This window comes from Rhodohalobacter sp. (assembly GCF_034521535.1).
GTDB lineage: Bacteria > Bacteroidota > Rhodothermia > Balneolales > Balneolaceae > Rhodohalobacter.
The window spans coordinates 1,033,150-1,049,360 of record NZ_JAXHMF010000005.1 but is presented as its reverse complement, the minus strand read 5'-3'; the positions used below and the strand labels follow the sequence as shown (position 1 = coordinate 1,049,360).

General features: G+C 42.4%; 11 protein-coding genes. 5 read left to right on the top strand and 6 right to left on the bottom strand.

Going from position 1 to position 16,211, the window contains the following annotated elements:
* The first annotated feature begins 24 nt into the window (after window positions 1-24).
* Both U5K35_RS11595 and U5K35_RS11590 read left to right on the top strand, forming a co-directional pair.
* Complete coding sequence (locus tag U5K35_RS11595; RefSeq protein WP_322571626.1) at window positions 25-1,488, top strand: PKD domain-containing protein; 1,464 nt, start codon at window positions 25-27, stop codon at window positions 1,486-1,488.
* Window positions 1,489-1,581: 93 nt separating this feature from the next.
* Window positions 1,582-2,439, top strand: a complete 858-nt coding sequence (locus U5K35_RS11590) for a glycoside hydrolase family 16 protein (RefSeq protein WP_322571625.1) — start codon at window positions 1,582-1,584, stop codon at window positions 2,437-2,439.
* 567 nt (window positions 2,440-3,006) lie between these two features.
* Here the strand turns inward: U5K35_RS11590 and fni are convergent.
* The 3 genes from fni to corA all read right to left on the bottom strand — a co-directional run bounded on the left by fni (window position 3,007) and on the right by corA (window position 6,031).
* Window positions 3,007-4,026, bottom strand: coding sequence for a type 2 isopentenyl-diphosphate Delta-isomerase (gene fni, locus U5K35_RS11585; RefSeq protein WP_322571624.1), 1,020 nt, complete (start codon window positions 4,024-4,026; stop codon window positions 3,007-3,009).
* Window positions 4,027-4,082: 56 nt separating this feature from the next.
* On the bottom strand, window positions 4,083-4,820 hold the full coding sequence (locus U5K35_RS11580; RefSeq protein WP_322571623.1) for an SDR family NAD(P)-dependent oxidoreductase: 738 nt from the start codon (window positions 4,818-4,820) through the stop codon (window positions 4,083-4,085).
* Between the two features lie 65 nt (window positions 4,821-4,885).
* Window positions 4,886-6,031 carry a magnesium/cobalt transporter CorA gene (gene corA / locus U5K35_RS11575; protein WP_322571622.1) on the bottom strand — a complete coding sequence of 382 codons (1,146 nt, stop codon included), beginning with the start codon at window positions 6,029-6,031 and terminating at the stop codon, window positions 4,886-4,888.
* 315 nt (window positions 6,032-6,346) lie between these two features.
* Here corA and add point away from each other — a divergent pair, with 315 nt between their 5' ends.
* A complete protein-coding gene (add, locus tag U5K35_RS11570) occupies window positions 6,347-7,342 on the top strand; it encodes an adenosine deaminase (RefSeq protein ID WP_322571621.1) in 996 nt (331 codons plus the stop codon).
* Between the two features lie 115 nt (window positions 7,343-7,457).
* On the opposite strand, the gene U5K35_RS11565 is transcribed toward add, so the two are convergent.
* Together U5K35_RS11565 and U5K35_RS11560 are read right to left on the bottom strand one after the other, a co-directional pair.
* Window positions 7,458-8,468, bottom strand: a complete 1,011-nt coding sequence (locus tag U5K35_RS11565; protein ID WP_322571620.1) for a Fe(3+) ABC transporter substrate-binding protein — start codon at window positions 8,466-8,468, stop codon at window positions 7,458-7,460.
* Window positions 8,469-8,604: 136 nt separating this feature from the next.
* Complete coding sequence (locus tag U5K35_RS11560) at window positions 8,605-10,728, bottom strand: elongation factor G (RefSeq protein ID WP_322571619.1); 2,124 nt, start codon at window positions 10,726-10,728, stop codon at window positions 8,605-8,607.
* A 135-nt stretch (window positions 10,729-10,863) separates the two neighbouring features.
* On the opposite strand from U5K35_RS11560, the gene U5K35_RS11555 reads away from it, so the two are divergent.
* Window positions 10,864-11,853, top strand: a complete 990-nt coding sequence (locus U5K35_RS11555; RefSeq protein WP_322571618.1) for an asparaginase — start codon at window positions 10,864-10,866, stop codon at window positions 11,851-11,853.
* Window positions 11,854-12,732: 879 nt separating this feature from the next.
* Complete coding sequence (locus U5K35_RS11550; RefSeq protein ID WP_322571617.1) at window positions 12,733-13,440, top strand: ribonuclease H-like domain-containing protein; 708 nt, start codon at window positions 12,733-12,735, stop codon at window positions 13,438-13,440.
* A gap of 890 nt (window positions 13,441-14,330) precedes the next feature.
* On the opposite strand, the gene U5K35_RS11545 is transcribed toward U5K35_RS11550, so the two are convergent.
* Window positions 14,331-15,794 carry a hypothetical protein gene (locus U5K35_RS11545; protein ID WP_322571616.1) on the bottom strand — a complete coding sequence of 488 codons (1,464 nt, stop codon included), beginning with the start codon at window positions 15,792-15,794 and terminating at the stop codon, window positions 14,331-14,333.
* Between the last annotated feature and the right edge of the window lie 417 nt (window positions 15,795-16,211).

The following is a 16,211-nucleotide window of genomic DNA, read 5'->3' as shown; positions in this document are numbered from 1 at the left end:
AATCTTAAACGAATGACCATGAAAATGAAAACATTAAAGAACATGCAATGGATGCTTCCTGTTCTGCTGATTATCGGACTGGGATTGGGAGCTTGCGAACCGCAGGTGTCATCCGATCCGGATATGGCCGATCCTCCACGGGCGGAAAACGTAACGTTTGAAATGACGCCGGATGCCGAAAATGCAAACGTAATTGAGTTTGTCAACACCTCAGGTGGTTTCAAAGCTCTCTGGGATTTTGGTAATGGAGCAAAAGCTGAAGGTGATGTTGTTACGGGCCGATATCCTTTAGAGGGTGAATATACCGTAAAGCTCACCATCTTTACAGAATCAGGTCAAGCAGTTAATTCGAAAGTAGTAACGATCGAAGAAACAAAAATATGGATGCTTGATGACCCCGATCTTAATTTACTGACCGGCGGTATTGACAATCTGGATGGAAAAACCTGGGTAGTTGACAGTACACAAGCAGCCCACATGGGTGTAGGCCCTCCCGGAGGTGACTGGCCTGAGTATTGGGCAGCCCCACCATTGGCCAAACCCGGTACAGGTCTTTATACGGATGAATACACATTCACGCTGCGAGGACTTGAGTTTGATATGAACACGAACGGTTATGTATTCCTTAACGGATCATATGGGGATGAGGTTGATGGAACCTACGAAGCTCCGGGCGGTGACCTGATGGCTCAGTGGACGGCACCGGAAAGTCTCAATTTCAATTTCGTAAAAGACGATGACGGAAGAATGTTTATTACCATTTCCGATCCGGGTTGGATTGGCTTCTTTGCCGGAACCCGCGAATATGAAATTCAAGAGATATCTGAAAATCGTTTAGCTCTCAGATTTGAAGACTCCGTAAATGGTCTTGCATGGTACCATACATTGATTCCTAAAGGTTACGAACATCCAGTTGAAGAGCCCGAAGAACCGGAACCATTACCTTATACCTCAGAAGAGCTATATGACAATTTTGACGAGGAAGGAAATGTAACCTGGATGGCGGATGAAATTGCAGGTTTCAATGAAAGTTATGACAACCCTGCTCCCGTGCCAATCAATACTTCAGAAAAAGTCGCAAGGTATGTAAAAGGTTCAGGTGGAGCACATTTTTATGATAACCTCTACATTGATCCAGGCTTTGAAATAGATCTGAATCAGCGAAGCACTATTCGGTTAAAAGCATATTTACCTTCTTATAATGATTACGAATCAGTAGCTGCTGAGAAGGAAGCTTGGTCTGATGGTATCCTTAAACAGCAGGTTTCTGTTAAGCTTCATGACAAAACCGGAATGGGTGGTGATTCTTGGCAAACTCAAGCAGAAATAGTTCAAACTTTGGAAACAAATACTTGGGTTGAACTGGAATTTGACTTCAGCGGCTTTAGTGATCGTGAAGACTTCGATCGCATTATTATACAGATTGGCGGTGAAGCTCATGGAAATCCCGGAATCTTCTTTATTGATGATTTCGAACTGGTTGAATAACCATTAACTAATTAATCTTCGGGGGAGGAATTGATATTCCTCCCCCTTTTTTTATACCTTTTTTAGCCTTAAGAATATTTGACTTATAAATTTATGTCTCATTTTACTTCTTTTATTACAAGCCTGTTTTTGATTCTAAGTCTTACATCATGCTCATCAGATGGGCCGGCAGATAGCTTTAATTACATCGAACCTGATCCCACAGATACCCTGGAACCCGGAGATCTTATTTGGTCTGACGAATTTAACGGATCCGGCTCACCAAACAGTAACAACTGGACCTACGATATTGGGCATGGAAGCGGTGGCTGGGGAAATAACGAGGTGCAATCTTATACAGATGAGCAGAAAAATGTTCGAATGGAAAATGGACTGCTGATCATAGAGGCTTGGAAAGAAAGCGGTGAGTGGACCTCAGCGCGAATTAAAACGGAAGGTCTACAATCCTTCAGATATGTGACCGTTAAAGCAAAAGCTAAACTACCGCAGGGTTCAGGAACGTGGCCTGCTATATGGATGCTCGGATCAAACTACAAAGATATTGGATGGCCCGCCTCCGGTGAGATTGATATCATGGAGCATGTCGGTAAAAACCCTGGTTCAATTCATAGCGCGCTGCACACTCCTTCAAGCCATGGGAATACGCAAAACTCAGGACACACGGAAGTTCCTGACTTTCACGACGAGTTCCATATTTACGAAGCTGTCTGGACATCTGAAAGTATCACCTTTAAAGTAGACGGAGAAGCCTTCTATACTTATAATCCTTCCGTAAAAAACTTTGAAACGTGGCCTTTTAACCAAGACTTTTTCATCATCATGAATATTGCAATGGGGGGAAACTGGGGAAGTGATCCTCAATATGAAACCGGCAATATGAGAAATGGAATCGATCCTGACCTGGATCATGCCCGAATGGAAGTGGATTACATACGAGTTTATAAGAACTGAACTACTGACAAGAGTCTGTATTAAGAATACATAAACGTGTTTACCAGTTGGATTAAAATTAAGAAATAGTCCCCCTTCGAAGGGGGAAAGCGAACGTAGTGAGTTGGGGGATGGCCAGTTGAGTATTGATTCATCCAAATTTTTTATAAATGGCTTAAATCAAGTAATCATCATCCCCCATTGCCCCCTTCAAAGGGGGACACTCTTCAAAAAAACCTCAACCGGTAAACGCGTTACATAAATAACGTGAGATCGAGATCGAGATGCCACAATTAATGTAATACGTCACATTGAGCGCAATTTCGAAGGTGCTTTTTCCTCGAAATGAAGTCGAAATGTGTTTTCAACTCCGTTTCGACCAAAAAAAACGGTCGAAACTGCGCTCAAACTGACGATTATCGATAAAATTATATCAAACTCAGGTTTAATAGGTATCCTGTAAAGTGAACTAAAAGAATAGCAAAGATGGAATATTGCGTTTAAGCTGTATTCCAAACTGCTTTTTATCACGTCTTATAATTTCAGTTCAATAAGTAAAATTGCATTAAACAAATTTAAAACAGCCCTTTAAATTTTCCTGATATGTGTTTCATTCAGGAAATTAAAAGAAGAGCATCCCAAAAGCGTAAGAATGAGGCGAGTTTCTTTTTTCCATTTATGGATTAACCGGTCCAGCCCCTCTTCTCCCTCCTCCTTGATGGCTTTTATTACCGGCTGAGCCGTGGCCGCAAAATCAGCTCCCAAAGCTTTGGCTTTTACCAGATCAAAAGGAGATCGAATTCCACCGGAGGCGATCAGATCAAACCTAAAACTTTCACGTAGCGGTGTAATCTGATTCATACATTCCACCGTCGGTATTCCCCAGTCATCAAACTGATGCATCGGGTTCTTCTGACGATCTCTGAGATTCTCAACCTTTGCCCAGCTAGTTCCACCCGCTCCTGCTGTATCGATACAATCCACGCCCATGGCAAGCAAACGACCGGCAACAGAACCTGAGATTCCGGCTCCTGTCTCTTTTACAATTACGGGAACTGAAAGGTTAGTAATCAGATGCTCCATCCCTTTTTCAATTCCTTTGAAATCGTGATCTCCCTCCGGCTGCATTAACTCCTGAAGAGGATTTAGATGTACGATAACGGCATCAGCCTGAATACTTTGAACCAATAATTCGATTTTATCCTTTTCAAGACCGCCAATCAGTTGTGCTCCTCCTATGTTTGCGGCGATGAATGCATTGGGAGCATGTTCTCTCACTACCGAAAACGATTCAATCTGAGATTCATCTTCGAGCATGGCGCGCTGACTTCCAACTCCAAACGGAAGGTCATGCTTTTCACAGCACTTTGCTATGATCGTATTTACCGAACCGGCCTCCGTATATCCACCGGTCATGGATGAGATAAATAGCGGAAACGAAAATCGTCGCCCCAAAAGAGACGCCGATACATCCACTTCTGAAGGATTGACTTCCGGCAGGGCGTTGTGAACAAAATCGTAGCGCTCAAAACCGGTCGATTTCTGATAGAAGACATCGCTGTAGGCGGTCAGATCTACGTGATCTTTTTTACGCTCCTGAATAGACATATACGTAATCCAATTTATATTTTACTTTCAACATTTTGATTTCTCTATTCTAAGACTCATACCATGTAAGAGCCGCCGTTAATGTGCAACGTTGAGCCTGACATATGCTTCACTTCTCCTTTCGCCAAAAAAGCCACCAGATTCGCCACTTCTTCAGGCTGGGTGATTTCATCAAACGCGGATCCTTTTGTTAATGCCTCGGCTCCGAGTACCTCAACCGATTCCTTAGCCATATCCGTTTCAATAAATCCGGGTGCAACCGTGTACGCCACGATGCCCTTTTTACTAAAATCCCGGGCTACACTTTTGGTAAATGCTGCCATTCCGCCTTTTGATGCTGCATAAGCCGCGTATTCCTGCGTATCTCCACGATAAGCGGCTCTTGAGGCAACATTAATGATTATTCCTTCACTCCCATTTTTTATATGCCCATTGATAAACCATTTGGATAGAAGTGCAGCAGATCTCAGATTTACATTCATGGTACGGTCCCAGACTGAGAGCCAATCCTCATCGGAAATACCAAAGTCCGCGTCCTGAAATATACCGGCGTTATTTACAAGTACATCGGGCAGTTCATCTACTAAACTAAAGAGCGGCTTCAGCTTTTTTCTTATGGCGTCAAAATCGCTCAAATCAACCTGAACCCCGGAAAAAAGTTCAGACATCTGAAACTCCGGTGGAAATTCAGAACTTCGCCGAGTACCGGTTACCCTGATATTCAGTTTTAAAAGTTTTTCAGTTATGGCCTTTCCAATACCTCTTGATGCACCTGTTACTACGATATGTTTCATAAAACTTACTCCTTAAAGATCATTATTCACTTAATAAAATACCTGCAGTTAAATTCTGGATAGCATTAAAACCAACCTTTTCGTTTAAAATAGTAAACCATACCGCCGGTCAAAATAAGCATCAACCCAATTGAAAAAGGATATCCGTAGTACCAGCTCAACTCTGGCATGTTCAGAGGACTTGCTCCCGGATCAAAGTTCATCCCGTAAATTCCCGCTATAAAAGTAAGAGGAATAAAAATCGTGGCAATAATGGTAAGTACTTTCATCACCTCGTTCATTCGATTACTCAAACCGGACATATACATATCAAAGAGACCAAACACCATTTCGCGGTTGGTTTCCATACTGTCCACTACCTGGACAATATGGTCATATAAGTCCCGAAGAAACACTTTTACGTCTTTTGAAATCAGAGAAACATCATCGCGAATAAGTGAGTTTACACCATCGCGGAGGGACCATACAGACTTTCTAAAGTAGATTAAATCTCTTCGAAGAGCGTGGATTTTCTGAAGCTGCTCTTCTTTCGGTTCAATCAGAATTTCTTCTTCAATTTTCTCAATATTTTCATTGATTACATCGAGGGAATAGAAATAGTGATCTACAATGTTATCAGCCAATGCATACGCCAGATAATCGGGCCCGAATTTTCGCAACCGGGTCGTTGTAAGTTCCAGGCGTTTCAAAACCGGTTCAAATATAGGATCATCACTCTCTTGAAATGATAGAACATAATTTTCCCCCAACACAATACTGATCTGTTCAGTATGGACGTTCAAATCTCCGTTTTCACCCTCTTGCTGCTTGATCATTCTAAGCACAATAAATACGGCATTTGGATAAATCTCCACTTTTGGACGCTGTGATGTACTCACGATATCTTCCTGGATCAAGGGGTGTAATTCAAAATAATTCCAGACTGTTTTTAGTTTTTCAATATCGTGCAACCCACGCACCTGTATCCAGGTTTTTGATTTATTCTGTAAGTAGGGTTCTGACTTTTCAATTTTTTGGATTGGGATGATGTCATAGTGACTTTCATCAAAATCATGAACCGTCATCAATACTTCATCCATACGCTTGATACCGGTATGAATAGCCGTTCCGGGTACTTGGCCGGGTGGTTTCCGGTTATGTCTCCTCAGATGACCTGAACCAAAAATAGATTGAATTTTTTTTGCTGCTTTCTTGGATGTTTTATTCATCATCAGTAGGCTAAATGATCTTTTTTAAACTGCTGTTAGTTTGTAATCATTTTTGAGTAAAAAGTCTCCTTCTTACTCAAATTGCAGATCTGGATTGATCTATACCCAATATGTAACAAGGGGTTAAATTATATTTTATCCTAATCAATAATCAAACTTAATCAATGATTTATCTGAGTAGTAACAGTACTCTTTTTTTATGAAAATGTCGATCCTTTTTCAAAGTACTGACATGAAGAAATCAAACATTTCAATTCTGATTAAAGTACACAATTCAATAACTTCCTGACCCTATCAAAAGGAACCTTTTGTTCAACTATGTTTAATTTTACAGCACAGCCTAAAATAGAACTTCACCTGCATCTTGACTGCTCACTCAGCTATAATGTGGTGAAAGTCCTGGATCCGTCCATTTCAGAAAAACAGTATCGAGATGAGTTTATGGCTTCTGTAAACTGCAGGGATTTAAATGACTACATCGCAAAAGCCGGACGTGCCATCGATCTTATGCAGAGCCGGGATGCACTGCGCCTTGTAACGCTCGACCTTTTTGATCAGCTAAAAAACGATAACGTCATCTATGCTGAGATACGTTTTGCTCCGCTTGAGCACACCAGGGAGGGTTTAACACCCGAACAAATCGTTTCTGCTGTAAACAAGGCAACTGAAGAGGGAGTTCAAAGAACCGGTATTGAGGCAGGAGTTATTCTTTGTACGCTGCGCCACTATTCTGAAGAGGAAAGCCTGAGTACGGTAAAACTTTGCGAAAAGTTTAGCAACACTCGTGTGGTTGGGTTTGATATTGCCGCCGATGAGGCCGGTTATCCCGTTGATAATCATGTTAAAGCGTTTGAATACGCCCACAGTCAGAACATTCCATGTACGGCTCACGCTGGAGAAGCCTGTGGATCAGACAGCGTATGGGAAACACTCCAAGAGTTCAAACCGTCCCGCATTGGACACGGTGTACGAAGTGTTGAAGATCCAAAGCTAATAGAACATCTGAAAAATCATCAAATTCATCTGGAGGTTTGTCCCACAAGCAATACGCTAACAAAAGTGGTGTCGAATCTTGAAGACCATCCGGTAGATCAAATTTATCGATCCGGGGTCTCGATGAGCATAAACACAGATGGAAGGACCATTTCAAATGTGACGCTTAAAGATGAGTATGAGTCTCTACATCAAATATTCAACTGGACAAAAGATCATCTTCTGAAATGCAACCTCGAAGCTATTGAGCACGCTTTTATTGGAGATGAGATGAAAGATGCTCTCAGAACAAAAATTCTGGATGGCTGGAGTGGAAAGTAGACATAAAAAAACCTTGGAGATTTTGGAATCCTCCAAGGTTTAGAATTGAAAATAATTTAATAATATCTATCCAGACCGCTTTAATCGGTCAGACGGATAAGAATGACTTCCTACATTATCTCCAGCCAACCCTATCCATGAGTCGAATGGCCAGCGGATTGTTTTCTCCGTAAGAAGTTACATTAACAGCATCACTGTCAAACGATCCGAACTCTCCTAAAACGCCTGTTACTTCCATATCTTGCAGAATTGGAAATTCATTATTTCCAATAGCGTAAACCTGCTGTGCTTCTTCGGTTGCAAGATACTCGATAAACCGAATGGCATTCTCTTTGTTCGGTGCATTTGCCGCAATTCCTGCACCACTGATGTTTACATGTGCTCCGCCAAATTCAGCAGGTGGAAAATAGATATCCACTTTTTCGGCTACTTCCCGGTCTTGTTCATCATCAGATTGCATCAATCGGGCCAGATAGTAATGGTTTGCAATAGCTACGTCACAAATTCCAGCCGCTACCGCTTTAATTTGATCCGTATCTCCCCCCTGTGGATCTCTGGCAAAGTTATTCACAAGTCCCTGAGCCCACTCTTCAACTCTTTCCTCACCATAACTTTCAATGAGTGAGGCAACCAGCGATTGATTGTAAATATTGTTAGACGACCGAACGCACAGTCTTCCATTCCACTTCTCGTCGGCCAGTTCCATGTAGCCTTTCAAATCAGCCGGGTCAACATTTTCTTTGTTATAGACGATACCACGTACACGTTCTGATAGTCCTACCCACATATCATCAACATCACGAAGTTGTTCCGGGATTACGCGTTCCAGATATTCTGATTCAATCGGTTGAAGCACGTCTGCTTCCTTTGCTCTCCAGAGCCGACCGGCATCAACAGTAATCACAACATCTGCCGGACTGTTAATTCCTTCATTCCTCATCCTTTCAATCAGTTCATCGCTGGAACCTTCAATCAGGTTGATTTCAATTCCGGTTTCTTCGGTGAACTGATCGTAAAGTTCAAGATCTGTATCGTAATGTCGTGAAGAGTAGATGTTTACTTCATCACTTTCTGAGCATGAATAAAAGAAAGCTAAAGAAGCAATGAGTATAATTAGTCGTTTCATTTAATAAGAAGGCTTTTTCTTAATATTTTATTTAGATCAATTCTAAATAGATAATACCATAGAGTCAAGCCCTCTTTTTGATAAATCTTGTAACCAATAAAAATTGATATTCTATATAAAATTCAGAGTGGCTTACCTATCCAGCCTCTGCACTCAGTGTTTCTTCAATCACACGTTTCTGTATATCGTGCGGTACCGGACCATAGTCGTGGAACTGCCGGGTGTATGTAGCACTTCCCTGCGTCATCGATTTCAGGCGGGTTGTGTATTTGTCCAGCTCCTGAAGCGGCACAATCGCTTTAATTTTCTGGATTGAACCTTCGGAGTCCATTCCAAGAATTTGTCCTCTTCTGGAACTCAGATCACTCATCACATCACCCATGTAATCTGCCGGCAAAGTTACTTCTATTTCATACAGCGGTTCTAAAAGCTGCGGTGATGCGTTGAGAAATCCATCCTTGAAAGCCATCAAGGAGGCCGTTTTAAATGCAGCCTCATTGGAGTCTACGGAGTGCATCGAGCCATCATAAGCGGAAACCCGAACATCCCTTACCCGACAACCGCTCATAGGACCGTTCTCCATTTTCTCCATAATACCTTTTAAAATGGCCGGCATAAAACGGTTGTCGATCACACCGCCCACAATGCAGTTTTGAAAAACCAGTTTTCCGCCCCAGTCCAGTTCAATTTCCTGCACATTTCTCACGTTTAAATCATCCCGGTCGGGAATTCCTTCGTACCAGGGTTCGATAGACAGATGGACCTCCGCAAATTGTCCTGCTCCCCCACTCTGCTTTTTGTGCTTGTAGTAGGCTTCCGATTTTTTGGTAATCGTTTCACGATATGGAATTCTGGGTGTGACAAACTCCACCTTCAGATTAAATCGATTTTGAAGCTCATATAGTATCACATTAAGATGTTCTTCACCCAAACCGTGCAAAATAGTCTGCTGAAGCTCCTGGCTATGTTCTACGCTTAGAGATGGATCTTCCTTTTCAATTTGATGGAGAGCATTGCTTAATTTATCTTCATCTCCTTCATTCAGAAGCTTAATCGCAACCCGCATGGTTGGTTCGGGGTATTTGATCGGCTCAAACTCTAAATCTCTATCCTTATCTGCCAGTGTGTCTCCAGACATTGTATTCTTCAACTTGACGGATACACCAATATCACCGGCATCAAGCTGTGATACTTCTGTACGCTTTTCACCCTGTGCTGTAAACAGAGCACCCAGTCGCAGAGAGTCACCGGTTCTTTTATTGATCAGATCCATTCCATGCTGAACAGAACCATCCATCACTTTAAAATAGGTGAGGTCTCCAACATGACTTTCTGAAGTTGACCGAAACACAAACAGTGCCGGATCTTTTTCCGGATTCACCTTATGAGATTTTCCGTTTTTTAGCGTCAGCTCCCTTTCGGTCGGATCCGGTGCTACATTGCCAATGAATCCCATCACGCGCCCTGATCCCATATTTTTTACGGCAACCGTGCAAAAGAGTGGAAAAATATCGCGGTTCAGCATACCGAATTTAAGTCCGTCTCTCATCTGATATTCATCCAGTTTACCATTTTCAAAGTAGAGATCGAGCAGGCTCTCATCATTTTCCGCTATCGTCTCAACCAGTTCATTATGCAGAAGTTCAGCCTGAGCTTTCAGAGACTCCGGAATCGGCAGTTTATCCGGCCGGCCACCTGCCTCAGGAAATTCATACATCGTCATTTTTAAAACATCCACGATTGCGTGAAAATCATCGCCCTCGCTGTAGGGAAACTGTACCAAAACCACTCCCCTGCCAAAACGCTCTTTGGCCATATCCACGGTTTTCTGAAAATCGGACTGTTCGCTGTCCAGTTTATTTGCAACGAGTAACGTTGGCAGATTGCGCATCTCAGCTGCTTTCCAATAGGCTTCGGTTCCAACCTCTACGCCATATTCGCTATTCATTACAAGGATCGCTGAATCAGCAACCCGAAGTGAATCTGAAACCTGTCCCCAATAATCAGGAGTGCCCGGAGTGTCGAGCAGATTTATTTTTGTGCCCCGCCAATCGAGATGGAGAACTGAGCCAAATACCGATTTTTCCTTCTCTTTTTCAATTTCATGATAATCGGAGAGTGTAGATTTGTTTTCAATTGAACCTCGCTTGTGAGATGAACCCGATTCGAAAATCATGGTTTCGGCCAGTGTTGTTTTTCCTGATCCCGTGTGCCCCATCAGAGCAACATTTCGAATCTTACTGGTTGGGTAGTTTTTCATGAGTACTCCTCTTTAAATGATTTTTTCCGGCAAACCTTTTAAATCATAATTAGTCGGCTTCACCGATTATGTTTTGCAAACTTCTCTTCGCTATCTTCCCTATCCTAATTTATAAGGCTTGAGTTTGAAATCAATATGAAAAAAATACTTTTATTACAGACCGGTGGAACCATTTCCATGCAGCTGAATAGTAACGGTCCGGAACTCGACCCCGAACGCTGGGGTGATCTTCTCTACAAAGAGATTCCGGAACTCTCGCAGGTTGCAGATCTTGAAGCCGATAAAGTATTTTTTGAGGACAGTTCGGATGTAAACCGTTCTCATTGGAAAATGCTTGCCGAATCAATTTACCGGCAATATGAAAATTATGATGGGTTTGTGGTTCTTCACGGCACCGACACCATGGCTTATACCGCTTCTGCTCTATCCTTTGCACTACTAAACAGTGCTAAACCGATTATCTTTACCGGAAGTCAGGTGCCCATGAGCAAGCTTCGCAGCGATGCACGTCGCAATTTAGTCAATGCTGTTGAACTGGCCACTCACACCATTCCGGAAATAGCCATCTGTTTTAATGATCACCTGTTCAGAGGAAATCGAAGCTCAAAAATGAGTATCGGTGACTTTGACGCTTTTTCCTCGCCAAATTATCCGCACCTGGCCGAAATTGGAATTGATATTAACCTGTCAGAAAATATTCTCCGGCCAACCGGATCTTTTGAGTGCAACCCGGTTTTTGATGACTCCATTTTTGTATTAAAACTCCATCCAAACCTTAAATCAGAGTATTTGGATTGCCTGGATCTTAAAAACATCAAAGTGGTTATTTTAGAAGCGTTTGGCAGCGGGAATATGCCCGTAAAAGGTGATTACAATCTCTTGCCATTCATTGAAAATTGCCGTGATCAGGGAGTACATGTTATTGTCACTTCACAGGCCGCATACGATGCCGTAAAGCTGGATCAATATTCCAGCGGTAGAGCTGCTAAAAAACGAGGGGCGATCAGCGCGGGCGAGATGACTATGGAAGCAACCATAACCAAATCGATGTATCTGCTTGGTAAAAACCTGAACGAAGAGGAATTTCGGAATCAGTTCGAAACCAGTCTGGCCGGTGAAAGGTGATTTTTTAATTTATTAGGTTCAACCGGAAAAATTGTGGGTAGGTAGAACAATCCATTATTCAGATCATTTCATACGGATCTTTAAACTTTATGAGACAATACATCTATTGCACGAAGATGTCTCCACTTCGTCCCGGTCAACTGCACCGGGACTTCGGTCGACATGACAGAAAATTGGTTTTAAAAGCGGCGGGCACCAAGATATTTAAAAGAACAACATTTTGACCCGCCCGCCCATTGGCAGAGAACGCATCGAGAGAACTCTCCTGAACGATCCGGCACCCATCATGTTGAGATCCGCAATATCTCACAAAGACATTTTGGATCTTTCATGGCACTATATATGTCATAGCAACAGCTATCACTCTGAGTATGAAACCACGAGGTTTCCTGTTGAACCATATATTATTAAACGTTCGTCTGTCAACTATTCTAAAATCTCTGCTATTTCACTACTACTTACCACGACAGTCAGTAAGAACAATCTCATCGACCTGTAATAGATCAATAGGCTGAAAGCCTAAAATAACCCAGCCCGGGACAGCGTCCCGGGTCAATAGATAAACCAAATAGATAGCAGGCTGTAAGTCTGCGACAGACTTACTTACAAAACGAAGCTCTGTTCTGTATATATTCTATCGAATAAAAAGACGCCTCTCATAGGCTTTCAGTCTTGCAGATCTGATCAAAGTGAAGCAATAAAAATCACTGTCCACCAACAAATTATACTCTTTCAGATTATTTATCATTGAATAACCCTACAGACGAGAAAAGCAATCGACGGTCGGGGTGGAATTCCTCACACTTCTATCTTCTCATTTTTATACATTAACTCTAATATGAATTGAGCTGGTACTTTTAAAAAAATCGAATCCTTCAAATGATTTTTATTTTCGACGTCGAAACCATCCCGGATTTTGAATTCCTTCGCAGAGTTTTAAATCAGCCTGAAATTGATGAGGAGGAACTCCTTCTGCAAGCAAGCGAAGAGCTTACCCGAAACAACAGTGGGTTCCTCCCGCCGATGTATCACAGAATGGTATCATGGGCCGGTCTTTGGGTTGAAAACAATGGGAAACCGGTTCAAAAAGTGGCCTGGAACGGAGAAAACGAAAAGGAAGGTCTCAAATCCATTTTTGATACACTTTTGACCTACAAGGATTTTGGTTTGGTTCATCACAACGGACGCGGATTCGATCTTCCACTGCTCACCTATCGATCCATGAAGCATAACATGCAGATGCCTATGCGTCTCAATCACTACGACATCCGCTATCGATTCAGCAAAGAGAACGTGGACCTGATGGATGAATTCAGCAACTACGGAGCCAGTTCCTTCCCTAAACTGAAACATCTCGGCTACCTGATCGATGTACCTTTTAAACAAACGGCTGAGGGAAATGAAGTTTTAGCCATGTACAGAGATGGTAAACTTGCTGAAATTGAACACTACTGCTATGAAGATGTGATGGCTACCTATATCGTTTGGCTGAGGATGAAGTACACGGTCGGTGATATTCCGGAAGACATGTTTTCCAACCTGAATGACCGGGCACTCAGCAAACTGAAAGAGATTCAGGCCGGGTAATAATTCCTGAAGAAACATGGTATTTCTGTGAGGATTAATGTAAAGATCTTAATTCCAACTGTTTCTGACAACCAAATGGTAAATTGCAGCTACGTAAAAACTTTAGTTCGATTAATAAATTTGTTTATAGATCATTGCCTAACTCAAGTTCCGTAAAATGGAGGTGTAGCGGCCACAAAATAAGTTTCATTTAAAAGTGATTAAAATAGTTCATGTCATCCCTTTTTAGATGCAAAATGAATGGCGTTCACCTTTTAAGGGATGAAACCAGCCCCGTTTCGGGGTGGCATATCCGTAGCCCCACAGGTTCACAACGTGAATCTGTGGGGTAGAGAAAGAGGCTGATATTCACAGGAGCGCCGTAGGTGCGGCATGTTTCGAATTCTGAATTCAATCTCAATTGTAAAATCGACCCATATATTCCGCACCTACGGTGCTTCCATGTTCGGGTTCGCCTTTTGCCCCATGGCCAACGCTTTGCGCTGACCATGGGCTACGGACATGATGCACCTCTGGTGCTTGGTTTTTGTTAGGTGCATATCTCAACTCCTGATGGTGTGATCGTCTTGCAAGGCTACGGATATACCGCACCTGCGGCGCTCCCATTGTTCATGCTCGCTTAACCCAAGGCCACCGCTGCGCAGTGTGACCTTGGGCTACGGATATGGCGTCCCGTAGCGGGACTTTCATTGCCTGAGTCATTTGGTGTAAAACCTTTTACGTATTCATAAGGATCGAAAATACAATTCACAAGGGCAGTAATAGAAGGCAGATCAAGCTTATACAGCTGCAAAAATAATGGTTATAGCACTACAGAGCTCAGGTTAGAAATACCATGTTTTAACTGCAAAACTCGCTTCTTGCCTCTGGCATCTCGCCATTCAAAAACCTTACCACTCCACAGACAATCTCCCGAAACCACCGTCGAACCGTGTAGTATCCTGCCTTGGCCAGCCGATACCCGACTCCCTATCTCCATCCACATCGTAAGATACCCCCGCTAAAAAGTATACATTCGGGTTGATCCGGTATCCAATAGTAAATGTTATGCGGTCACTTCGCTCTCTTACAATCGGATAGGCTCTCCTGAAATTATAATCACGAATTCCGGTCGACGGATCCTCCTCTCCCTGCAAATATCTGTAGTCGGCATGAAATTCCAATCCCAATTGAACTCCCCTTTCTGTCGATCCATATAATAACCGGCTTTTCATTTTCAGCCGATACTCCTCAAAATCGAACGGACGCCGAACATCCTCCAGATAGTTTGGCGAAATATCGTCCGGAACGGTTTCACCCTGCAGTTGATCGACAATCCGTTCCAGCCACATCCACTGCTCCACACTGAATTTCTGATAGTTACCGGTGATAAAAAAACCACCTGAATCGCTGAACTGCCGGGTGTAGAAATCATTTTCAAACTCCGACCCGGGTAAAGGCTGTCTTCTCAGTTTTGAAAACCGACGCTGATATGTAAACCCTGCTACACCAATAGGGTGAAAGTATTGAACCATAGCTCCCACATAGTGCGCCCATTCCTCATCCCAATAATTCTGATTATCAACCTCCGTTGATGAAACCTCCTTCTCGGAATAGGTCTGAATTCCGGCCAGCAGTTCAGCTCTGAAATTTTTAATTGTTGGAGAAATTAATTTCAGGTTAAACAGTAATGGACGCTGTTTATACTGGTAAACAGTCTTGTATCGGTCATTCCATTGATTGGCACTCCCTTCTGCCAAACTCTGGACAACATTAGCACCCCAATCCAGATAGGTTACTCCGGCTTGCATCATCCCATTTTCAAAATTACCATACCTGTAAAATAAGGTGAGATCCAGGTCCGATTTGCTGTTTGAAAGCGTGTGTTCAGCACCGAGAGTATGATCTTGCTTCAATTTGTACTCATACCCAAGACGAAACAGAAACCGGTTAGCCCGCAACTTCTCTTCGTGTGCTCCATCAACTAAAAGTTTGTGCTTGTCATTAAACTCATAGTTGAACTTAATTTTGTTTTCAATAAAAAAATCGGTGGCGTTTAAACTCCCAACTGAAAGCCGGTATGCCTGATCAGCCATATACCAATTATAGTTGTCCCCGGGCGTGTAGCGATAGGTTAGCAGATCAATCTCATGTTCGGGGCTCATCAGGTTGATGTTTTCCCGAAACAGGCCGCGATTATACAGTGTGCCGCCGTAATTATGGCTGCGATCCAACATGTAGTTGAGCGTTCTCTGCTCCCACTCCATGAGTGTGGCGAAACCATTGGACTGTTGTGCAGAAACATTTGAGGGAATTGAAAGCCATGCTAAAAAAATTAGCAGTACTACAAATGATGGTAATTTTACGAATCTCATATTGCCGGTTTTACATCTCTAAAAACTGCCTGATGATACGAAACCTTAGAGTGTTAAAAAATTTTTGATCCGAACTCCTTCGGGCATTTCCTTATGAGAATGAGCAAAATTATGATTGCTATTTCTAACCGTCAGTTCGTAAATATTATCAATATCAATTACCCCAATAATATGTTGATTTTGCAGTTTATTTACACTCTTTTACAGTAAAATCTTTGCAACTAAAAAACTGAAGAATATTACAAAACGCTGTAATCTCTTGACTTTGTTGATTTAGACAATATTTTGGAAGTGAATTAATCGAAATACTGACCGAACATCATCTCTCAATGTTTCGATTTGTAAATATTAAACAAAACCTATCAATATGAAGAATAAGTTAAGTTTAATCCTTCCTTTAATGCTCCTCATATTTGT